The organism is Pseudomonas sp. ZS1P83 (genome assembly GCF_054897825.1).
Genome location: NZ_CM142706.1, coordinates 5,015,958 through 5,037,273, shown reverse-complemented (window position 1 = coordinate 5,037,273; position 21,316 = coordinate 5,015,958). Strand labels below are relative to the sequence as shown.

17 protein-coding genes are annotated in these 21,316 nt (G+C 60.2%); 11 read left to right on the top strand and 6 right to left on the bottom strand.

Features of this window, described 5'->3' with window-relative positions; translation table 11 throughout:
* Positions 1-36: 36 nt before the first annotated feature.
* The 5 genes from hslU to ACYZT0_RS23615 all read right to left on the bottom strand — a co-directional run bounded on the left by hslU (position 37) and on the right by ACYZT0_RS23615 (position 7,062).
* Positions 37-1,377 (bottom strand): ATP-dependent protease ATPase subunit HslU, encoded by a 1,341-nt coding sequence (gene hslU, locus ACYZT0_RS23635; protein WP_462043235.1) that lies wholly within the window; start codon positions 1,375-1,377, stop codon positions 37-39.
* 55 nt (positions 1,378-1,432) lie between these two features.
* A complete protein-coding gene (gene hslV / locus ACYZT0_RS23630) occupies positions 1,433-1,963 on the bottom strand; it encodes an ATP-dependent protease subunit HslV (RefSeq protein ID WP_007899242.1) in 531 nt (176 codons plus the stop codon).
* Positions 1,964-2,183: 220 nt separating this feature from the next.
* Positions 2,184-2,891 carry an SPOR domain-containing protein gene (locus tag ACYZT0_RS23625; RefSeq protein WP_462043234.1) on the bottom strand — a complete coding sequence of 236 codons (708 nt, stop codon included), beginning with the start codon at positions 2,889-2,891 and terminating at the stop codon, positions 2,184-2,186.
* Between the two features lies 1 nt (position 2,892).
* The gene (gene argS, locus ACYZT0_RS23620) at positions 2,893-4,629 is read right to left on the bottom strand and encodes an arginine--tRNA ligase (protein WP_462043233.1); all 1,737 of its coding nucleotides are present in this window, start codon (positions 4,627-4,629) and stop codon (positions 2,893-2,895) included.
* Between the two features lie 213 nt (positions 4,630-4,842).
* Complete coding sequence (locus ACYZT0_RS23615; RefSeq protein ID WP_462043232.1) at positions 4,843-7,062, bottom strand: primosomal protein N'; 2,220 nt, start codon at positions 7,060-7,062, stop codon at positions 4,843-4,845.
* A gap of 170 nt (positions 7,063-7,232) precedes the next feature.
* On the opposite strand from ACYZT0_RS23615, the gene rpmE reads away from it, so the two are divergent.
* The 3 genes from rpmE to ACYZT0_RS23600 all read left to right on the top strand — a co-directional run bounded on the left by rpmE (position 7,233) and on the right by ACYZT0_RS23600 (position 9,733).
* A complete protein-coding gene (rpmE, locus tag ACYZT0_RS23610) occupies positions 7,233-7,466 on the top strand; it encodes a 50S ribosomal protein L31 (protein ID WP_282379923.1) in 234 nt (77 codons plus the stop codon).
* A 14-nt stretch (positions 7,467-7,480) separates the two neighbouring features.
* A complete protein-coding gene (locus ACYZT0_RS23605; protein ID WP_462043231.1) occupies positions 7,481-8,281 on the top strand; it encodes a thermonuclease family protein in 801 nt (266 codons plus the stop codon).
* A 183-nt stretch (positions 8,282-8,464) separates the two neighbouring features.
* Positions 8,465-9,733 carry a malic enzyme-like NAD(P)-binding protein gene (locus ACYZT0_RS23600; protein WP_449642738.1) on the top strand — a complete coding sequence of 423 codons (1,269 nt, stop codon included), beginning with the start codon at positions 8,465-8,467 and terminating at the stop codon, positions 9,731-9,733.
* 256 nt (positions 9,734-9,989) lie between these two features.
* Here ACYZT0_RS23600 and ACYZT0_RS23595 read toward each other — a convergent pair whose 3' ends face one another.
* Positions 9,990-12,431, bottom strand: coding sequence for a penicillin-binding protein 1A (locus tag ACYZT0_RS23595; protein WP_462046625.1), 2,442 nt, complete (start codon positions 12,429-12,431; stop codon positions 9,990-9,992).
* Between the two features lie 217 nt (positions 12,432-12,648).
* Between ACYZT0_RS23595 and ACYZT0_RS23590 the strand changes: the two genes are divergently transcribed.
* From ACYZT0_RS23590 to ACYZT0_RS23555, 8 genes are all read left to right on the top strand, one after another.
* Positions 12,649-13,713: a pilus assembly protein PilM gene (locus ACYZT0_RS23590; RefSeq protein ID WP_462043230.1), complete on the top strand. Its 1,065-nt coding sequence runs from the start codon at positions 12,649-12,651 to the stop codon at positions 13,711-13,713.
* Complete coding sequence (locus tag ACYZT0_RS23585) at positions 13,713-14,279, top strand: PilN domain-containing protein (protein ID WP_462043229.1); 567 nt, start codon at positions 13,713-13,715, stop codon at positions 14,277-14,279. Before ACYZT0_RS23590 ends, ACYZT0_RS23585 begins: the two co-directional genes overlap by 1 nt.
* Positions 14,276-14,899, top strand: a complete 624-nt coding sequence (pilO, locus tag ACYZT0_RS23580; RefSeq protein WP_462043228.1) for a type 4a pilus biogenesis protein PilO — start codon at positions 14,276-14,278, stop codon at positions 14,897-14,899. The genes ACYZT0_RS23585 and pilO overlap by 4 nt, the downstream gene beginning before the upstream one ends.
* A complete protein-coding gene (locus ACYZT0_RS23575; protein WP_462043227.1) occupies positions 14,896-15,423 on the top strand; it encodes a pilus assembly protein PilP in 528 nt (175 codons plus the stop codon). The genes pilO and ACYZT0_RS23575 overlap by 4 nt, the downstream gene beginning before the upstream one ends.
* 13 nt (positions 15,424-15,436) lie before the next feature.
* Positions 15,437-17,524 carry a type IV pilus secretin PilQ gene (gene pilQ, locus ACYZT0_RS23570; protein ID WP_462043226.1) on the top strand — a complete coding sequence of 696 codons (2,088 nt, stop codon included), beginning with the start codon at positions 15,437-15,439 and terminating at the stop codon, positions 17,522-17,524.
* A 4-nt stretch (positions 17,525-17,528) separates the two neighbouring features.
* Positions 17,529-18,047 carry a shikimate kinase AroK gene (aroK, locus tag ACYZT0_RS23565; protein WP_462043225.1) on the top strand — a complete coding sequence of 173 codons (519 nt, stop codon included), beginning with the start codon at positions 17,529-17,531 and terminating at the stop codon, positions 18,045-18,047.
* A gap of 147 nt (positions 18,048-18,194) precedes the next feature.
* A complete protein-coding gene (gene aroB / locus ACYZT0_RS23560) occupies positions 18,195-19,295 on the top strand; it encodes a 3-dehydroquinate synthase (protein ID WP_462043224.1) in 1,101 nt (366 codons plus the stop codon).
* A 10-nt stretch (positions 19,296-19,305) separates the two neighbouring features.
* Entirely contained in the window at positions 19,306-20,889 is a 1,584-nt protein-coding gene (locus ACYZT0_RS23555) for an AAA family ATPase (protein ID WP_462043223.1), read from the top strand.
* Positions 20,890-21,316: the final 427 nt, after the last annotated feature.

Sequence of the window (21,316 nt, the reverse complement as noted above, 5' to 3'; positions counted from 1 at the left end):
GCCAGCAAGCTGTGCTCCTACAGAGGGTCGCTTGGCTTACAGGATATAACGGGACAGGTCTTCGTTCTGCGCCAATTCGCCCAAGTGGCTGTTGACGTAATCGGCGTCGATCACGATCGCTTTGTCGTCGTGGGCACTGGCCAGATCACCGGCGCTGAACGACACCTCTTCAAGCAGACGTTCAAGCAGCGTGTGCAGGCGACGGGCACCGATGTTCTCGGTCTTCTCGTTGACCTGCCAGGCGATCTCGGCAATACGCTTGATACCGTCCGGCTGGAACTCGATAACCAGGCCTTCGGTTTTCAGCAGTGCGCAATACTGCTCGGTGAGTGACGCATGCGGTTCGCTGAGAATGCGCTCGAAATCTTCAGGCGTCAGCGCCTTGAGCTCGACACGAATGGGCAGGCGACCTTGCAGCTCGGGTACCAGATCGCTCGGCTTGCTGAGGTGGAACGCACCGGACGCGATGAACAGGATATGGTCGGTCTTGACCATGCCCAGTTTGGTGTTGACGGTGCAGCCCTCGATCAGCGGCAGCAGGTCGCGCTGTACGCCTTCACGGGACACGTCGATGCCACCGGAGTTGCCGCGCTTGGCGACCTTGTCGATTTCGTCGATGAACACGATGCCGTGCTGCTCGACGGCTTCCAGCGCCCTGGCTTTCAACTCTTCTTCGTTGACCAGGCGACCGGCTTCTTCGTCACGCACCAGTTTCAGCGCTTCCTTGACCTTGATCTTGCGGCTTTTCTTTTTGCCCTTGCCCATATTGGCGAACAGGCTCTGCAGCTGGTTGGTCATCTCCTCCATGCCCGGTGGCGCGGAGATATCGACGCCGGTCACTTCGGCGACTTCGATTTCGATTTCCTTGTCATCCAGCTGACCTTCGCGCAGACGCTTGCGGAACAGCTGCCGGGTGTTGGAATCGGCCGACGGTGCGGCGTCGTCGTTGCTGAAGCCCATGCGTGCCGGTGGCAGCAGGGCGTCGAGGATGCGTTCTTCGGCGGCGTCTTCGGCGCGGTGGCGAACCTTGGTCATTTCCTGTTCGCGCAACAGTTTGATCGCCGCGTCAGCCAGGTCACGAATGATCGATTCAACGTCGCGGCCGACATAACCGACTTCGGTGAACTTGGTCGCTTCAACTTTGATGAACGGCGCGTTGGCCAGTTTGGCCAGACGACGAGCAATCTCGGTTTTACCGACACCGGTCGGGCCGATCATCAGGATGTTCTTGGGGGTCACTTCAACGCGCAGCTCTTCAGGCAGCTGCATCCGGCGCCAGCGGTTACGCAGCGCGATGGCGACGGCGCGCTTGGCATCGTCCTGGCCGATGATATGACGATTGAGTTCGTGGACGATTTCACGGGGAGTCATGGACATAGTAATTGGCGGTCCTCAAGTAAAAGTGAGCCGTGGCGTGGTGGCCAAAACAGGCTTACTCAGCGAGGTCCTGCTCCTCAATGGTGAAGGTGTGGTTGGTGAATACACAGATGTCGCCGGCGATGCCGAGGGCAGTTTCGACGATTTCGCGGGCCGACAGATCTGTTTTCTTCAGCAGCGCGCTGGCGGCGGCCTGGGCGTAACCGCCACCGGAGCCCATGGCGATCAGACCTTCTTCAGGTTCGACCACGTCGCCGTTGCCGGTGATGATCAGAGAGGCATCTTTGTTCGCGACCGCGAGCATGGCTTCGAGGCGGCTGAGGGAGCGGTCAGTGCGCCATTCTTTGGCGAGTTCGACAGCGGCGCGAACCAGGTGGCCTTGATGTTTCTCAAGCTGGCCCTCAAAACGCTCGAAGAGGGTGAAGGCGTCAGCGGTGGCTCCGGCAAAACCGGCGATTACCTGGCCGTGGTACAGGCGGCGAACTTTCTTCGCGTTACCTTTCATCACGGTATTGCCGAGAGAAACCTGGCCGTCGCCGCCCATGACGACTTTGCCGTGGCGGCGAACTGAAACGATGGTGGTCAAGGGAGAGTCTCCACGCAGCGAGGCGAAAATGCCTTATGCCAACTCATATGGGGGTGGTGGAGCGGTTTTCAACTGCGGAGCGGGAGAGGGGACGAGCGGTTGATCGTTCCCACGCTCTGCGTGGGAATGCCTCTGGGGACGCTCCGCGTCCAGTGACGCGGAGCGTCACGGGCTGCATTCCCACGCAGGAGCGTGGGAACGATCAATGATCAGCGGAAGGTCAGCGGTTCTGGCGTTGTTGTAACAGCAGGTTGCTGAAGCCAGCACCGGACAGTTGTTTCTGGGCAGTAGTCAGCTGTTCGCGGTTGCTGAACGGCCCGACGAGTACCCGATACCAGGTCTCGTCCTTCACGGTGCCGGACTCAACCGCCACTGCCTGGCCGAGCAAAATGATCTGCGCACGCACCTTGTCCGCGTCAGCCTCCTTGCGGAAAGAACCAGCCTGCAGGAAGAACTTGGTCACCGGCGCCGCTTTGGAAACCGGTGGCGCTGGCGGTGGAGTGATCCCGGCCAGTGCTGCCTGAGCCCGCGCGGTATCGATCTTCGCCGCTTGCTCTGGCGTGACCGGCGTCGTCGGAATGGCCGGAACTTGCGGCGTCGGCAGGGTTTTCTCCGGAACGGCATCCGGCGGCACGATGACTTCCGATTCCGGCAGCAACGTGTAGAAGTCGTACTTCGGCTTCACCGGTTGCGTCGGGCTCGGCGGGGTCTTGTTGGCCTCGGCGATCTTGGTGGCTTTCTGCTGCTCGATCTTCTCGCGCTTGACGCTCTCGCTGCCCTTACCCGGCTCCAGCTTCATCAGGAACACGATAAACGCACCGACCGTCAGGCCGATGGCCATCCACAGCCAGCCCGGGATCGGTTGCTTTGCAGGAGCGGTGTAACGACTGGCGCCACGCTTGGGTGCAGGTTTTTTCTTGGCAGCCAACTTACATACGCTCCAGAGTTTCCAGACCCAAGAGTTCAAGGCCTTGCTTGAGTGTGCGACCGGTCAGCGCGGCGAGGCGCAGACGGCTCTGCATTTGCGCCGCAGTGCCGGCACTGAGGATCGGGCAGTTCTCGTAGAAACTGGAGAACAGACCGGCGACATCGTACAGGTAGGTGCAGAGGATGTGCGGTGTGCCTTTGTCGGAAACGTTGTTCAGCACTTCGCCGAATTGCGCGAGCTTCGCCGCCAATTCGTGTTCGTGCGCCGCTTCGAGGACGATCTGGCCTTCGACTTCGCTGAAGTCTTTGCCGAGTTTGCGGAACACACCGGCCACGCGAGTGTAGGCGTACAGCAAGTAAGGCGCGGTGTTGCCTTCGAAGTTCAGCATCAGGTCGAAGTTGAAGCTGTAGTCGCTGGTGCGATGCTTGGACAGGTCGGCGTATTTCACCGCGCCAATGCCCACGACCTTGGCGATGTTGCGCAACTCGTCATCGGCCAGCTCTGGGTTCTTGTCCTTCACCAGGGTGTAGGCGCGTTCCTGAGCTTCGGTCAGCAGGTCGATCAGCTTCACGGTGCCGCCATCACGGGTCTTGAACGGACGGCCATCTTTACCGTTCATGGTGCCGAAGCCCATGTGTTCCATTTCCATCGGGTGCGTCACGAAGCCGGCCAAGCGCGCGACCTGGAACACTTGCTGGAAGTGCAGGGCCTGACGCTGGTCGACGAAGTACAGCGCGCGATCAGCCTTCAACTTGCTACTGCGGTAACGCACGGCCGCCAGGTCGGTGGTGGCGTAGAGGTAGCCGCCGTCAGCCTTGACGATAATCACTGGCAGCGGGTCGCCGTCGGCGTTCTTGAATTCGTCGAGGAACACGCACTGGGCGCCGTTGCTTTCGACCAGCAGGCCGGCGGCCTTGAGGTCGTTGACCACGTTGATCAGGTCGTCGTTGTAGGCGCTTTCGCCCATCACGTCGGCCATGGTCAGTTTGACGTTCAGCAGTTCGTAGATTTTCTGGCAGTGGGACAGGGAGATGTCTTTGAACTTGGTCCACAGCGCCAGGCAGTCCGGGTCGCCGGCTTGCAGCTTGACCACCAGGCCACGGGCGCGGTCAGCGAACTCTTCGGATTCGTCGAAGCGTTGCTTGGCGGCGCGGTAAAAGTTTTCCAGGTCCGACAGCTCATCGCTGGTGATCGGGTTTTCCTGCAGATACGCCATCAGCATGCCGAACTGGGTGCCCCAGTCGCCGACGTGGTTCTGACGGATCACTTCGTCGCCGAGGAACTCCAGCACTCGCGCCACGCCGTCGCCGATGATGGTCGAGCGCAAGTGGCCGACGTGCATCTCTTTGGCCAGGTTCGGTGCCGACAGGTCGACGACGGTACGCTGCACCGGGTCGGTCTTGCGCACGCCGATGTGGGCGTCGGCCAGGGCGGCGTCCAGGCGAGAGGCCAGGGCTTGGGTGTTCTGGAAAAAGTTCAGGAAGCCGGGACCGGCGATTTCGGTCTTGGTGACGTTTTCGTCAGCCGGCAGCGCGGCGATGATTTTCTCCGCCAGGTCACGCGGCTTCATGCCGGCCGGCTTGGCCAGCATCATCGCGATGTTGCTGGCGAAGTCGCCGTGGGTCTTGTCACGGGAGTTTTCCACCTGGATCGCCGGCGACAGGCCTTCAGGCAACACACCTTCGTTGACGAGTTGGGTGATGGCTTGTTGGATCAGCTGGCGAATGGTGTCTTTCATGGTGTTCTCTTTCGACCGCAAGCGCGGCGGCGCTTCGATGCGCTGGTGGAAAAACTGGGCATTATCCGTTGCGAAGACGGGCTTGCCAACTATAGCGGGCAGGTTATGGATATGTGGTGACAAATAGACCGCCTTCGCGGGCAAGCCTCGCTCCTACAGCTATGCGTTTGACCACTGTAGGAGCGAGGCTTGCCCGCGAAGGCGATCTGTCTATCAGTACAAATCCACAGGATCGACATCCAGCGACCAACGCACCGCCCGCCCGCTCGGCATCTGCTCCAGCGCCAGCAACCAGCTGCTCAACAGCCGATGCAGCGGCGCCCGAGCCGTCGCTTGCAGCAACAGCTGCGCACGATAACGCCCGGCCCGGCGTTCCATCGGTGCCGGCACCGGCCCGAGCAGTTCAATCCCGGTCAGATTCTGCTCGGCCAGCAAGCGCTCGGCCTCGCTGCACGCCTCATCGAGAAAGCCTTCGGCCTGCCCCGGTTTGTGCGCTTCAGCCCGCAGCAGTGCCAAATGCGCAAATGGCGGCAGGCCCGCCGAGCGACGTTCGCTCAAGGCCTGTTCGGCAAAGGCGAAGTAACCCTGCTCGGTCAATTGCACCAGCAGCGGATGGTCGGCCAGGTGCGTCTGGATAATCACTTTGCCCGGCTCTTCAGCCCGGCCCGCGCGCCCGGCAACCTGGACGATCAGTTGCGCCATGCGCTCGCTGGCGCGGAAGTCGCCGGAAAACAGCCCGCCGTCGGCATCGAGAATCGACACCAGGGTCACCCGTGGGAAGTGATGCCCTTTGGCAAGCATCTGCGTGCCGACCAAAATGCACGGTTGGCCCTTCTGGATGGTCGCGAACAGTTGATTCATCGCGTCCTTGCGCGAAGTGCTGTCGCGGTCGACCCGCAGCACGGGGACATCCGGAAACAAAATCCCCAATCGCTCTTCGGCGCGCTCGGTGCCGGCACCCACTGGCCGCAAATCGACCTTGCCGCACTTCGGGCAATGCCGGGGCACGCGTTCGACGTAGCCGCAATGGTGGCAGCGCAATTCGCCGGAGCGTTGGTGCACGGTCATGCGCGCATCGCAGCGCTGGCACTCGGACATCCAGCCGCAGTCGTGACACAGCAAGGTCGGCGCAAAACCGCGACGGTTAAGGAACACCAATACTTGTTGGCCTGCGGCGAGCGTCTGACCGATGGCTTGCTGCATCGGCCCGGAAATGCCGCTGTCCAGCGGTCGGCTTTTCACGTCCAGGCGCAGAAAGCGCGGTTGTTTGGCGCCACCGGCACGCTCGTTTAATCGCAGGAGGCCATAACGACCGGTGTAGGCGTTGTGCAGGCTTTCCAGCGAAGGCGTGGCAGAGCCGAGGACAATCGGGATGTTTTCCTGCCGGGCGCGGACCAATGCCAGGTCGCGGGCGTGGTAGCGCAAGCCTTCCTGCTGTTTATAGGAGCCGTCGTGCTCTTCATCGATGATGATCAGGCCGGGGTTCTTCATCGGCGTGAACAGCGCCGAGCGGGTGCCGATAATAATGTCGGCGTCACCGTCCCGGGCGGCGAGCCAGGCTTCGAGCCGCTCGCGATCGTTGACCGCCGAGTGGATCAGCGCGATGCGCGCATTAAAACGCTGCTCGAAGCGCGCCAGGGTCTGGGGGCCGAGGTTGATCTCCGGGATCAATACCAGTGCTTGTTTGCCGGCCTCAAGGGTTTCGCGGATCAACTGCAAATAGACTTCGGTCTTACCGCTGCCGGTGACACCGGCCAGCAGGAACGCGTGATAACTGTCGAACCCGGCGCGAATGGCTTCATAGGCCGCACGCTGCTCCGGGTTGAGTGGCAGTTCCGGCTGCGCCAGCCAGTGTTCGTGGCGGGCGCCGGGGGCGTGCTTGCGGATGTCGACTTGCACCAGATCCTTGGCCAGCAGCAGGTCCAGGCTGTCCTTGCTCAGCATCAGTTTGCTCAACAACTGATGGGCGACGCCATGGGGATGCTGGGCCAAGGTCGCCAGGGCCTCACGTTGACGCGGGGCGCGAGCGATGCGCGGGTCATCAAGGCGGGCGCCCGGTGCGGCCGACCAGAAGCGTTCCTGCCGTGCTTCGGCCAGTTCGCCCTGACGCAGCAACACCGGCAGCGCCCAGCTCAAGGTATCACCGAGACTGTGCTGGTAATACTGGGATGTCCACAGGCACAGTTTGAACAGCGCCGGCGGCAGCGGCGCTGTGGCATCGAGCAGTGCCAGAGCCGGTTTGAGCTTCTCTGCCGGGACTTCGCTGGTGTCGGTGACCTCCACCAGAATCCCGATCATCTCCCGCCGACCGAACGGCACCCGCAGGCGCATGCCCGGTTGCAACTGGGCGCGCAGGACCCCGGCCGGGGCACGGTAATCGAACAGGCGGCGCAGGGGCGAAGGCAGGGCGAGGCGCAAAATGGCGTCGGGCACGCGATGATTTACTCGATGATGGGACGGTGAAGAAGGCCGGGAGCCTAGCAGACGACTGGTTCAAGCGACAGCTTGCGTGATTGCAAAGGTCTGGTAGAATCCGCGGCCTAATTACGTGCGGTATTCAACAATAGTGTTGAGTGGCGGCACGCTAGCCTGAGGAATACATCATGAAAGCCGATATCCATCCAGCGTACGAAACCATTGCAGTAACTTGCAGCTGCGGCAACAAGTTCGAAACTCGTTCGAACCTGTGCAAGCCACTGGGTACTGACGTATGCAACGAGTGCCACCCGTTCTACACCGGTAAGCAGAAGACTCTGGATACTGGCGGCCGTGTACAGCGCTTCGCAGACCGTTTCGGTGCTTTTGGCAAAGCCAAAGCTCCTGCTGCTGCAGAGTAAGGTTGCAAAGCCCCATGGGCTTTACCTTGCTGATGAAAAAGGCGTCCCTTGCGGGCGCCTTTTTTATGTCTGCGATTTGGCTGTCCGGTGCCCAGGCCTTCTGCCCGGCGCCGAGCGGGCTGACACCCGTCGCGGTGCAGCGGGTGGTGGATGGTGACACGCTGCGCCTGAGCGATGGCCGCAGCGTGCGCATGATCGGTTTGAACACGCCGGAGCTGGGCAAGAAAGGCCGCTCCGACGAGCCGTTCGCGGTGACGGCGCGCCAACGCCTGGAAGCGCTGGTGGCCGCCAGCGACGGTCGGGTCGGTTTACTGCCCGGCAAAGAGAGCAAAGATCATTACGGTCGCACGCTGGCCCATGTCTACAGCGCCGATGGCGCCAACCTTGAGGCGCAGATGCTCGCTGAAGGGCTCGGTTTCCAGGTGGCGGTCGCGCCGAATGTCGATCTGGTCGACTGCCAGCAAGTGGCGGAACGCAGTGCCCGTCAGGCCGGACTCGGGTTGTGGCGCCAATCCCCTGTGCTGAAAGCGGAGCAGATCAGCACGTCTGGTTTCGCTGTGCTCAGCGGTCGTGTGAGCAAGGTTCAGCGCAATCGCGGTGGGGTTTGGATCGAGTTGCAGGATTCGGTTGTATTGCGCATTGCACCCCATCTGTTGGAGCAGTTCGATATTGCGACTCTTGAGCAGCTGAAGGGCAGGCAGATTGAGGCGCGTGGCTGGGTGCTGGACCGTTCGCGCCGCGGTGGACTTAAAGAAGGGCAGGCGCGCTGGCTTCTGCCATTGACCGCTCCGGCGATGCTGCAAGCGGCGCCATGAGAAAAAATTGTAGACATTCTTACTCTCGATTGTGAACAGGCTATCCCTTGTGTTCCGCGGCTCTTGGTCCAAAGTCGTAGGGCCGGGTGCTTGGCAGGGGTGACTGGTCAGTCTTGTGGGGACTTTACGACACGCGTATCCTCGGCGGTCCGTCTGTCCAACAGTAAAAAGCGGAATGCCCACATGTCTGATTTGAAAACTGCCGCTCTCGAATATCACGCCCATCCTCGTCCAGGGAAGCTGAGTGTCGAGCTCACCAAGGCCACCGCTACCGCCCGCGACCTGTCGCTGGCCTACAGCCCCGGCGTAGCCGAACCAGTACGCGAAATCGCCCGCGATCCTGAACTGGCCTACAAATACACCGGCAAGGGCAACCTGGTTGCAGTCATTTCCGATGGCACCGCAATTCTCGGCCTGGGTAACCTCGGCCCTTTGGCTTCCAAGCCAGTAATGGAAGGTAAAGGTGTGCTGTTCAAGCGCTTCGCCGGCATTGACGTATTCGACATCGAAGTCGATTCCGAAAGCCCGCAAGCCTTCATCGACACTGTCAAGCGCATCTCCATCACCTTCGGTGGCATTAACCTGGAAGACATCAAGGCACCTGAGTGCTTTGAGATCGAACGCGCTCTGATCGAGCAGTGCGACATTCCGGTATTCCACGATGACCAGCACGGCACCGCGATCGTTACAGCGGCCGGCATGATCAACGCCCTGGAAATCGCTGGCAAAACCCTCGCTGACGCCAAGATCGTCTGCCTGGGCGCCGGTGCGGCGGCCATCTCCTGCATGAAATTGCTGGTGAGCATGGGCGCCAACATCGAAAACATCTACATGGTTGACCGTACCGGCGTGATCCACTCCGGCCGGGACGACCTGAACCAGTACAAGGCTGTCTTCGCTCACGCGACCGACAAGCGCACCCTGGCTGACGCCCTGACCGGTGCAGACGTGTTCGTTGGCCTGTCCGGCCCGAACCTGCTGAGCGCTGAAGGCCTGAAATCCATGGCAGCCAACCCGATCGTGTTCGCGTGCTCCAACCCTGATCCGGAAATTTCCCCGGAACTGGCTCACGCCACCCGTGATGACGTGATCATGGCCACCGGCCGTTCGGACTACCCGAACCAGGTCAACAACGTGCTGGGCTTCCCGTTCATCTTCCGTGGTGCCCTGGACGTTCGCGCCAAGCGCATCAACGAAGAAATGAAAGTGGCTGCCGCCAACGCCTTGCGTGAACTGGCCAAGCTGCCGGTTCCTCAGGAAGTGTGCGACGCCTACGGCGGCATCAAACTGGAATTCGGTCGTGAGTACATCATTCCGAAGCCAATGGATGCGCGTCTGATCACCCTGATCTCCGATGCTGTGGCCAAGGCCGCGATCGAGACCGGCGTAGCGACCCTGCCGTATCCGAAGAACTACCCGCTGAAAAGCGTGGATGACGTGTTCAACGGCTAAGTCGTTGTAGCGCTTCAACAGAAAGCCCCGGCTCTTGTGAGTCGGGGCTTTTTTTTGCCCGGGAGTTTTGCAGCGGTAGTGATGGCCTCTTCGCGGGCAAGCCTCGCTCCTACAAGATTTGCGTCATACGCAATATCGCTAGCGACACATATCTGTAGGAGCGAGGCTTGCCCGCGAAGAGGCCGGCACAGGAAACACAGATGCAAAAAAGCCCCGCTCTTCTCTCGAAGGCGGGGGTTTTTGTTGCGTCACCCGATCAGAACAAATCGATCGGCGCCGCTTCATCCGCTGGCAGTGGGCTGCCCGGTGCGTTGCCGTTACCCAGCTCATTCACCGACGGTGGCGTGTCTTCGGCCTTGAACAGCTCGAAGTAGGCGCCTGGCGTGCCTGGGGTGGCTGCACGGCCGCTGATCGGGTCGACTCGCAGGCTGAGGATGCCTTCCGGCTCTTGTTGCGTATGGGGCGGCATGCCTTTGAGTGCGGCGCCCATGTAGCTCATCCAGATCGGCAGGGCGACGGTACCGCCGAACTCCTTGCGACCCAGGCTTTCAGGCTGGTCGAAACCGGTCCAGACGGTTGTTACATAATCGGCGTTGTAACCAGAGAACCAGGCGTCCTTGGATTCGTTGGTGGTACCGGTCTTGCCCGCAATGTCGCTGCGGCCCAAGGCCAAGGCGCGGCGGCCGGTGCCGAGTTTGATCACGTCCTCGAGCATGCTGTTGAGGATGTACGTGGTGCGGCCATCAACGATACGCTCGGCCACGGCCGGCGTTTGTGGTGCTGGCTGGGCAGTCAGGGCTTCGCCCGGGGTTGCGTTGACGGTGAAGGCGTTGGCCGCGACAGGGGCGGCAATGCCGTCGGTGGCGACGTTGCCTTTCGGGACGCTCGGCGGGTTGGCGACGAACAGCGTGTCGCCATTGCGGCTTTCGATCTTGTCGATGATGTAGGGGCTGATCTTGTAGCCGCCATTGGCGAAGGTGCTCCAGCCAGTGGCGATTTCCATTGGCGTCAGCGTCGCGGTACCCAGGGCCAGGGACAGGTTGCGTGGCAGGTCCTGCTTGTTGAAGCCGAACTTGCTGATGTAATCAATGGTGCGGTCGACGCCCAGCGCCTGCAGCAAGCGGATCGACACCAGGTTGCGCGACTTGTAGAGCGCTTCACGCATACGGATCGGGCCGAGGAAGGTGTTGGTGTCGTTCTTCGGACGCCATACCTTGTCCAGGTACTCGTCGACGAACACGATCGGTGCATCGTTCACCAGGCTGGCGGCGGTGTAGCCGTTATCCAGCGCGGCACTGTAGACGAACGGCTTGAAGCTCGAGCCCGGCTGGCGCTTGGCCTGCATGGCGCGGTTGTAGTTGCTCTGTTCAAAGGCGAAACCGCCGACCAGGGAACGAATGGCGCCGTTCTGCGGGTCGAGGGAAACCAGTGCGCCCTGAGCCTGCGGGATCTGGCTGAATTTCAGCGAATTGTCTGGCTGACGCTGTACCCGAATCAGGTCGCCGACCTGGGCGACGTCCGACGGCTGCTTCGGATTGGCACCCATGCTGCTGGTGTTCAGGAACGGACGCGCCCATTTCATGCTGTCCCAACCGACGTGTTCGTCACCGGTACGGGTCATCACCTGTAAGCCGGTCTTGTCGACCTGGGTGACGATGGCAGGCTCAAGGCTGCTGATGGTGCGCTGCTTGGTCAACTCGGTTGTCCAGGCCTCGCGAGTCTTGCCCGGCAGGCGCGACTCCGGGCCGCGGTAACCATGACGCTGGTCGTAGCTCATCAAACCTTCGTGGACCGCGGTGTTGGCCATTTCCTGCAGGTTGCTCGGCACCGTGGTGGTGACGCGGAAACCCTCAGTATATGCGTCGCTGCCATAACGACCGACCATTTCGGCGCGGGCCATTTCAGCGATGTACGGTGCATTCACTTCCGGGGTCGGCACGTGATAGCTGGCGTTCAGCGGCTCGTTGATCGCCGTGGTGTAGTCGGCTTCGGTGATCTTGCCGAGCTTGTACATGCGCCCAAGGATCCAGTCCCGACGTTCCTTGCTGCGGGCCGGGTTGGCCAGCGGGTTAAAACGCGAAGGGGCCTTTGGCAGACCGGCGATCATCGCCATCTGTGCGAGGCTGACGTCACGAATCGATTTGCCGTAATAGACCTGCGCCGCCGCCTCGATGCCATAAGCGCGGTTACCCAGATATATTTTATTGACGTATAACTCAAGGATCTCGTCCTTGGTCAGCTGCCGTTCGATCTGCAGGGCGAGGAGAATTTCGGTGGTCTTGCGCGAGAAGCTGCGTTCGCTGGTCAGGAAGAAGTTCTTCGCCACCTGCATGGTGATGGTGCTGCCGCCGGACTGAATGTGTCCGCTTTTTACCAACTGGGTGGCCGCGCGCATCAGGCTGCTAGGGTCGACGCCGTAGTGGTTGGCGAAGTTGTCGTCTTCAGCACTTAGTAACGCATTAATGAAATTGGGGGGAATGTCGGCGAAACGGATCGGGGTACGGCGCATTTCGCCAAATTCTGCGATCAACTTGTTGTCGCTGCTGTACACCCGCAAAGGGATCTGCAACTGAATGCTTCTCAGCGCCTCCACGGACGGTAATCCCGGACTAAGGTAGAGAAATGCGCCGCTAAGACCGAGGAGCAGTCCGCAAAAAACGGCGACGATGGACCAACCGAAAAATTTCAGCAGACGAATCAAGGCTTTTGGACATCCAGGGCAAAGAATGAATGAGGCATCAGGGTTCAGATAACAGGGAACGACCCGCGCTTGAAGTAAAAACCGGAAAAAAACGCTGGGCATTATAAGCATTTTTCCGTCGAGGGCGTCATTTGCGCTGCTGTCAAGACGGGTGGTTTGAACGCAACTGATATTACAGAGTCCGTAAGACACGGATAGTCATAGGGAATTGGTAGTGCTAGGACTCTTCAATAAAAAGGCCAATACGCTTCTGGGGATCGACATCAGCTCCACGTCGGTAAAGCTTCTGGAGCTAAGCCGCCAGGGCGACCGTTATCGGGTCGAGGCCTATGCGGTGGAGCCTTTGCCCACCAATGCGGTGGTCGAGAAAAATATCGCCGAGCTCGATGGCGTGGGGCAGGCACTCGCGCGCGTGCTACTCAAGGCCAGAACCAGCCTCAAGAACGTCGCCGTGGCCGTGGCCGGTTCGGCGGTGATCACCAAGACCATCGAGATGGATGCCGGTCTTTCCGACGACGAGATGGAAAACCAGCTGAAGATCGAGGCCGATCAGTACATCCCTTATCCATTGGACGAAGTGGCCATCGACTTTGAGGTCCAGGGTGTTTCCGCGCGCAATCCCGACCGAGTCAATGTGCTGCTGGCCGCCTGTCGCAAGGAAAACGTCGAGGTCCGGGAAGCGGCCCTGGCCCTGGCCGGGCTGACGGCGCGCGTGGTCGACGTCGAGGCCTATGCGCTGGAGCGTTCTTACGGATTGTTGGCGGGGCAACTGGCTGCTTCTCAGGAGCGTCTGACAGTAGCGGTGGTCGACATCGGCGCGACCATGACCACCCTGAGCGTGCTGCACAAGGGACGAATCATTTACACCCGCGAACAATTGTTCGGCGGTCGTCAACTGACGGAGGAAATCCAGCGACGTTATGGGCTGACGCTCGAGCAGGCCGGGCTGGCGAAGAAGCAGGGGGGATTGCCGGACGATTACGTCAGCGAGGTGTTGCAGCCGTTTCGCGACGCGCTGGTGCAGCAGGTGTCGCGTTCGTTGCAGTTTTTCTTCGCCTCCGGTCAGTACAACTCGGTTGATCACATCCTGCTGGCCGGAGGTACCGCATCGGTCTCGGGGTTGGATCGGTTGATCGAGCAGCGATTGGGCACGCCGACGCAAGTAGCTAACCCATTCTCCAACATGGCCCTGAGCAGTAAGGTCAACGCCGGTGCCCTGGCCAGCGATGCGCCGGCACTGATGATCGCTTGCGGGCTGGCCCTCAGGAGTTTCGACTGATGGCACGGATCAATCTTTTACCTTGGCGTGAAGAGCAGCGTGAAGCGCGCCGCAAACGCTTTTTGTTGTCGCTGGTCGGTGTGATAGTGGGGGCAGTGGGCGCGGTGTTGATCGCAAACCAGGCCATCAATGGCGCCATCGATCGGCAAGTTGCTCGTAATGACTACATCGGAAAACAGATTGCTGTGGTCGACGAGCGGATTAAGCAGATCAGCGATTTGAAGGCCCGTCGCCAGCAACTGGTCGAGCGCATGCGCATCATCCAGGACCTGCAAGGCAACCGCCCGATCAGCGGGCGGATCTTCGATCAGTTAGCGCGTACCTTGCCGGACGGAGTGTATTTCACCGAAGTGAAAATGGCTGGCAAAACCCTGTCCATTACCGGCGCGGCAGACTCCAACAATCGTGTTTCGGACCTGATGCGTAATCTGGATGCGTCGGACTGGTTCAATGCGCCGACCCTGACGGAAGTCAAAGCGACCACTGCTGGTCAGCTGGACCAGGCCAACGTCTTTCAATTAACCGTTCGTCAGACTCAGCCAGCCGCTGCGGAGGGCGGCCAATGACTCCGTCTGAATGGTTTGAGGGGCTGCGCAGGGTCGACATCAACGACCTGGACACCAATAACATGGGTTCCTGGCCGCCAGCCATCAAGGCACTGGCGGGTATTCTGCTGATGGTCCTGGTGCTTTCACTGGGCTACAGTTTTTCCGTCAGCGACCTTCAGAGCCATCTCGATCTCAAGCGCGAGGAAGAGTCGACCCTCAAGGAGCAATTCGCCAACAAAGCCCACATGGCGGCGAATCTGGAGCTGTATACCCAGCAGATGAAGCAAATGGAGAACTCCTTTGGCGTGCTGCTGCGGCAATTGCCCAGTGACACCGAAGTGCCTGGTCTGCTGGAGGACATCACTCGCACCGGCCTGGGCAGTGGGCTGGAGTTCGAAGAGATCAAACTGCTGCCAGAGGTCACGCAGCCGTTCTACATCGAGCTGCCTATCCAGATCACCGTCACCGGTGCCTATCACGACCTGGCCACCTTCGTCAGCGGCGTGGCCGGGCTGCCACGGATTGTCACCTTGCATGACTTCGACCTTGCGCCGGCTAACCCGGAAGGTGGTCCGAAGTTGCGCATGAGCATCCTTGCCAAGACCTACCGCTACAACGACAAGGGGCTGCAAAAATGAGCCCGATTCGTTACTTTTCGATGGTTGTGTTGGTCGCCGGCCTGGCCGGTTGTGGCAGCGACAATGACTTCAGCGACCTGGACGCCTACATGAACGAAATGCGTTTGCGTGCGCCCGGCAAGATTGAACCAACACCGACATTTCGGTCTTACCCAACATTCACGTACAACGCCGCCAACCTGCGAAGCCCGTTTTCCCGACAGATCAGAGTCGACCTGGCCGGCCAGAAGCACGGCTCACGCAACGTCAAACCTGACCCTGATCGGGTCAAGCAGTACCTCGAAGGTTTCAACATCGAGCAGTTTGAAATGGTCGGAACGATTGCCAATGCGGCCGGCTCCTTTGCGCTGGTGCGCGGGGCGGGTGGGGTGCATCGGTTGAAAGTCGGCGATTACCTGGGGCGTAACGATGGGCGGATCGTCGCCATCAGCGGCTCGCAGGTCGATGTGGTCGAAATCGTTCCCGACGGCCAAGGCGCCTGGCTGGAGCGGCCGCGGACCATACCTTTGAAAGAGCACTCATAGTGGAACTCGAATAATGAACAGGATTTTCTCAACCTTCGGTATTTCGCTATGGATAGCGTTGCTTTCGCCGATGGTACAAGCGGCTAACCTTAAAGCGCTGGATGTTGCGGCGCTGCCGGGGGGCCGCATCGAGTTGAAGTTGTCGTTCGATGGGCCGCCACCGCCGCCCCACGGTTACACCACGGAACAACCGGCTCGGATTGCGCTGGATCTGCCCGGCGTCGTCAGTCAGCTAAAAAACAAAAATCGTGACCTGGGCGGTGGAAATGCCCGCAGCGCCACAGTGGTGGAAGCCAAGGACCGCACACGACTGATCATCAATCTGACCCAGTTGACCCCGTATAACGCACGGGTCGAAGGCAACAATCTGTTTGTGGTGGTCGGGCAAGGAGCCAACAAAACGGCCTCCAACCCAGCGCCCAAAACGCAGCGCGCCGCGACTGCAACGCCAGCCCCGGCGAAAGCCTATGCGCCGGTAGGCAAGGCCATTCGGGGTGTGGATTTCCAGCGCGGCACTCAGGGCGAAGGCAATGTGGTCATCGATCTGTCGGACCCTTCTATCGCCCCGGACATTCAGGAGCGCGACGGCAAGATCATTCTCGGTTTTGCCAGGACCCAATTGCCTGAACCGTTGCGTGTACGTCTGGACGTCAAGGATTTCGCCACGCCGGTGCAGTTCGTCAACGCCAGCGCCACCGGTGATCGGGCCACGATCAGCATTGAGCCCAGCGGTGCATTCGATTATTCGACTTACCAGACCGACAACAAGCTGACCGTCAGCATCCGGCCGATGACCGTCGATGACTTGCAGAAGCGCAACACTGAACGTTTTGCCTACACGGGTGAAAAACTTTCGTTGAATTTCCAGGACATCGATGTGCGTTCGGTGCTGCAACTGATCGCCGATTTCACCAATCTCAATCTGGTCGCCAGCGACACAGTGCAGGGCGGCATCACTCTGCGTTTGCAGAACGTACCGTGGGATCAGGCGCTGGATCTGGTGTTGAAAACCAAAGGCCTGGATAAACGCAAGATCGGTAACGTGTTGCTGGTGGCGCCGGCCGATGAAATCGCCGCCCGCGAGCGTCAGGAACTGGAGTCGCAGAAGCAAATTGCCGACCTGGCGCCCCTGCGTCGCGAGCTGTTGCAGGTCAACTACGCCAAAGCTGCCGATATCGCCAAGCTGTTCCAGTCTGTGACCAATGCCGAGGCAAAGGCCGATGAGCGAGGCTCGATCACGGTTGATGAGCGGACCAACAACATCATTGCCTACCAGACTCAGGATCGCCTCGACGAACTCCGCCGTATCGTCGCGCAACTGGATATCCCGGTGCGTCAGGTGATGATCGAGGCGCGTATCGTCGAAGCCAACGTCGACTATGACAAAAGCCTCGGCGTGCGCTGGGGTGGTTCGTTGCAGAACAAGGGCAACTGGAACACCTCAGGCGTCAGCAATGGGGCTAACGCTTCTTCGACCATTGGAACGCCTGGCAGCACCAGCACCAACTCGCCGTTCGTCGACCTGGGCACTGCCGCCAACACCTCGGGGCTCGGCATCGCGTTCATCACCGACAATGTTTTGCTGGATCTCGAGCTGACGGCCATGGAAAAGACCGGTAACGGCGAAATCGTCTCGCAACCCAAGGTGGTCACGTCGGACAAGGAAACTGCGAAAATCCTCAAGGGCACCGAGATTCCCTACCAGGAAGCCAGCTCCAGCGGCGCGACCTCGGTGTCGTTCAAGGAAGCCTCGCTGTCTCTGGAGGTGACGCCGCAGATCACCCCGGACAACCGGATCATCATGGAGGTCAAGGTCACCAAAGATGAACCGGACTACCTGAACAAGGTGCAGGATGTACCGCCTATCAAGAAAAACGAGGTCAATGCCAAGGTCCTGGTCAATGACGGCGAGACCATCGTGATTGGCGGGGTTTTCTCAAATACTCAGAGCAAGGTTGTAGATAAGGTGCCATTTCTCGGTGATGTGCCGTATCTTGGCCGCCTTTTCCGGCGTGACGTGGTTTCGGAGAAAAAATCCGAGCTGCTGGTATTTCTCACTCCGCGTATCATGAATAACCAGGCGATTGCTGTGAGTCATTGATTCTGTGCGAAATTTGATTCTTGTTGGACCGATGGGGGCTGGAAAAAGCACCATCGGCCGGTTGCTGGCCAAAGAGCTGCGCCTGCCGTTCAAAGATTCCGATAAGGAAATTGAATTGCGCACGGGCGCCAATATCCCGTGGATTTTCGATAAAGAAGGCGAACCGGGCTTTCGGGACCGCGAGCAGGCGATGATTGCCGAGCTGTGCGGGTGCGACGGCGTGGTGCTGGCGACCGGCGGCGGCGCGGTGATGCGCGAGGCCAATCGTTTGGCGCTGCACGCCGGTGGTCGGGTGGTCTATCTGCATGCGTCAGTCGAGCAGCAGGTGGGCCGCACTTCTCGCGATCGCAATCGCCCGCTGTTGCGTACTGCCGATCCGGCCAAGACCCTTCGGGATCTGCTGGCGATTCGCGATCCGCTTTATCGGGAAATCGCCGATCTGGTGGTGGAAACCGATGAGCGGCCGCCGCGAATGGTAGTGCTCGATATTCTCGAACGCTTGCAGCAGCTACCTCCCCGTTAATGCGCAGCGCGAAATGCGCTATCCTCGGCGTCCTGTCACAGCCGCTCAAGGTTGTGGTGGATGGCTACCGAACGGTGTCACACCAGCAGACGCCGTGGACATTAACTCAAGGCAGGACGCCTGATTCCATCTTTACTGTGGGGACACATGCAGACACTCAAGGTCGATCTAGGCGAGCGCAGCTACCCGATTCATATTGGCGAAGGTTTGTTGGATCAGCCTGAGCTACTGGCTCCGCATATCCGCGGACGGCAAGTGGCAGTCATATCCAACGAGACCGTTGCGCCGCTCTATCTCGAGCGTCTGACCCGCAGTCTTGCACAGTTCTCGGTGGTTTCCGTGGTGCTGCCCGACGGCGAAGCCTTCAAGACCTGGGAAACCCTGCAACTGATTTTCGACGGTCTGCTGACCGCACGGCACGACCGCCGTACCACGGTGATCGCCCTCGGTGGTGGCGTGATTGGTGACATGGCCGGTTTTGCTGCCGCCTGCTACCAGCGTGGTGTCGATTTCATCCAGGTCCCGACCACGCTGCTGTCGCAAGTCGACTCTTCAGTGGGCGGCAAGACCGGGATCAACCATCCCCTGGGCAAGAATATGGTCGGTGCTTTCTATCAGCCGAACGTGGTGCTGATTGATACCGCTACCCTAAATACCCTGCCGGCCCGCGAACTGTCCGCCGGGCTTGCCGAGGTCATCAAATACGGGCTGATCTGCGACGAGCCGTTTCTGACCTGGCTTGAAGAAAACGTTGATCGCCTGCGCGCCCTGGACCAGGTCGCCCTGACATACGCCATCGAGCGCTCTTGCGCGGCCAAGGCTGCGGTGGTCGGTGCCGACGAACGGGAGACCGGTGTTCGCGCCACGCTCAATCTGGGTCACACCTTCGGCCACGCCATCGAAACCCATATGGGCTATGGTGTGTGGCTGCATGGTGAAGCGGTCGCTGCTGGCACCGTAATGGCCTTGGAAATGTCCGCGCGCCTGGGCTGGATCAGCGAGCAAGAGCGCGATCGCGGCATTCGTCTGTTCCAGCGTGCCGGCCTGCCGGTCATCCCGCCTGAAGAGATGACTGAAGTCGATTTTCTCGAACACATGGCAATTGACAAGAAAGTGATCGACGGTCGTTTGCGCCTGGTGCTGCTGCGCCACATGGGCGAAGCGGTGGTGACCGACGATTATCCGAAAGAGGTTTTACAGGCCACGCTGGGAGCGGATTACCGCGCTCTGGCTCAGCTTAAAGGTTAATAAGATCCCGATGACTAGTTTGCACGCCGACGAGGCTTTCCTCGGCCATTACCAGTTGAGTCATGACCCTTTTGCTCCACGGGTGCCTGGCTTCAAATTCTTCCCGGCCCAGCGCAAACCGGTGCTGGGACAATTGCATCACCTGGCACGCTACAGCCAGTTGCTGTTGGTCGTCACTGGCCCGCAAGGCAGTGGCAAGACGCTGTTGCGCCAGGCCCTGGTGGCCAGCACCAACAAACAGTCGGTGCAGAGCGTGGTGGTTTCCGCCCGTGGTGCCGGCGATGCGGCGGGTGTGCTGCGTCAGGTTGCTCAGGCGCTGAACGTGGCCCAGGCCGAGATCGGCGCGATTCTGGCTCAAGTGGTGCAACTTGCGCTCACGGGGCAGGAAGTCTATTTGCTAGTGGATGACGCCGAGCAACTCGACGAGTCCGCGCTGGAAGCCTTGATGGCCCTGGCCGCCGGTGCACCGGAAGGTCGCCCGCATGTGTTCCTGTTCGGTGAGTCGTCGCTGATTGCTCAACTTGAGGCGCTGAGCCTCGAGGAAGAGCGTTTCCACGTCATCGAGTTGCAGCCTTACACCGAAGAAGAAACCCGCGAATATCTGGACCAGCGGCTCGAAGGCGCCGGTCGGGGTATCGAACTTTTTACCGCAGATCAGATCTCTGATATTCACGAAAGCTCCGACGGTTGGCCTGGCACCATCAACCAGGTCGCCCGCGATGCAATGATCGAAGCCATGATTGCCAGCCGCTCAGCGGTCAAGCGTCCAAGTATGGGGTTCAACATGCCGAAGAAACACGTATTGGCGATTTCCGCCGTCGTCGTGGTCGCGGTAGCCGCCGCCTGGTTGATGCCGGGTCGCAGCAAAGCACCGACCACGGGTGCACCTGCCAACGAACAGGCGCAACTGCCGCTCGGCCAGGGCACGCCACAACCTAACAGTGGCGGCGCGCCTGCCGTCGAATTCGCCGGTAACTCGCAACCGATGCCATTGCCGCTGGTCGGCAACTCGCAACCGGTCATGCGCGGTCCACTGGCCGAAGCTGCCGGCGGCATCTCCGAAGGCGACGACGGCGTGCCGGTCGAAGGTTCCAGCGCTACGCCGCCAACCGTGACCACCACCGCGCCTCCAGCAGGTCTGTCGGCCGGTCCTGCACCGACGCCAGCCTCCAAGCCTGTGCCTGCGCCGACTCAGGTCGCTACGGCCAAGCCAGCCCCGGCGCCTGCCGTGAAGCCTGCGCCAGTGGTTAAACCGGCGCCGGTGACCAAACCTGTCGAGAAACCAACCACCGTGGCCAAGGCCGCCGGTGGCACCTGGTACGCAGGGCAAGCACCGGGTAACTACGTGGTGCAGATTCTCGGCACCAGCTCTGAAGCGGCCGCGCAATCCTTCGTCAAGGAGCAGGGCGGCGAGTACCGTTATTTCAAGAAAGTCCTCAACGGCAAGCCGCTTTACGTCATCACTTACGGTAGCTTCGCCAACCGCGATGCAGCCCTTACCGCCATCAAGGCCTTGCCAGCGAAGGTTCAGGCTGGTAAACCTTGGCCTCGCACTGTCGCCAGCGTCCAACAGGAACTGGCAACAACTCGCTGAAGATTCGGCGGCCTTACCCAGGCCGCCTCTCCCGGCACCTCAAAATTTCTGCAAGCGCATGCCGCCTTTAGGGTCTGTTGGCGCTTGCTGACGACCGCGTTGCGCGCCAACATGCGCGAGGCTGCGTTGCGGGATTTGCCAAGGGAAGAGCCATTGGCAGCATCCCGCGCCTTGCCCCGCACACGTGGGCATCACAACGCGGTTCGTCAGCAAGCACCAACAGACCCTGGGCCGCGTGCCTTGTGGTGTCTGCGTCACAGTAGTCTTTGAGTCGTTGCAGTCAAAATTAAAAAAGTTTTGACTAGCACAGCATATCGCTTTAAACCTTTCATAAATGCGACATAGATTTGCGACATTTCGTCGTCAAATTTGTGAGCCTCTGTGTCGGTGTGTACAATGACCTCCCTTTTGCCCCCGCAAAGCTGGC

Bases quoted from the DNA above. Each gene is read 5' to 3' on its own strand.
- rpmE (WP_282379923.1), top strand. From the start codon at position 7,233: ATGAAAGCCGATATCCATCCAGCGTACGAAACCATTGCAGTAACTTGC.
- pilO (WP_462043228.1), top strand. From the start codon at position 14,276: ATGACTCCGTCTGAATGGTTTGAGGGGCTGCGCAGGGTCGACATCAAC.
- hslU (WP_462043235.1), bottom strand. From the start codon at position 1,377: ATGTCCATGACTCCCCGTGAAATCGTCCACGAACTCAATCGTCATATC.
- ACYZT0_RS23555 (WP_462043223.1), top strand. From the start codon at position 19,306: ATGACTAGTTTGCACGCCGACGAGGCTTTCCTCGGCCATTACCAGTTG.
- ACYZT0_RS23600 (WP_449642738.1), top strand. From the start codon at position 8,465: ATGTCTGATTTGAAAACTGCCGCTCTCGAATATCACGCCCATCCTCGT.
- aroB (WP_462043224.1), top strand. From the start codon at position 18,195: ATGCAGACACTCAAGGTCGATCTAGGCGAGCGCAGCTACCCGATTCAT.
- argS (WP_462043233.1), bottom strand. From the start codon at position 4,629: ATGAAAGACACCATTCGCCAGCTGATCCAACAAGCCATCACCCAACTC.
- ACYZT0_RS23585 (WP_462043229.1), top strand. From the start codon at position 13,713: ATGGCACGGATCAATCTTTTACCTTGGCGTGAAGAGCAGCGTGAAGCG.
- ACYZT0_RS23605 (WP_462043231.1), top strand. From the start codon at position 7,481: ATGGGCTTTACCTTGCTGATGAAAAAGGCGTCCCTTGCGGGCGCCTTT.
- ACYZT0_RS23575 (WP_462043227.1), top strand. From the start codon at position 14,896: ATGAGCCCGATTCGTTACTTTTCGATGGTTGTGTTGGTCGCCGGCCTG.
- pilQ (WP_462043226.1), top strand. From the start codon at position 15,437: ATGAACAGGATTTTCTCAACCTTCGGTATTTCGCTATGGATAGCGTTG.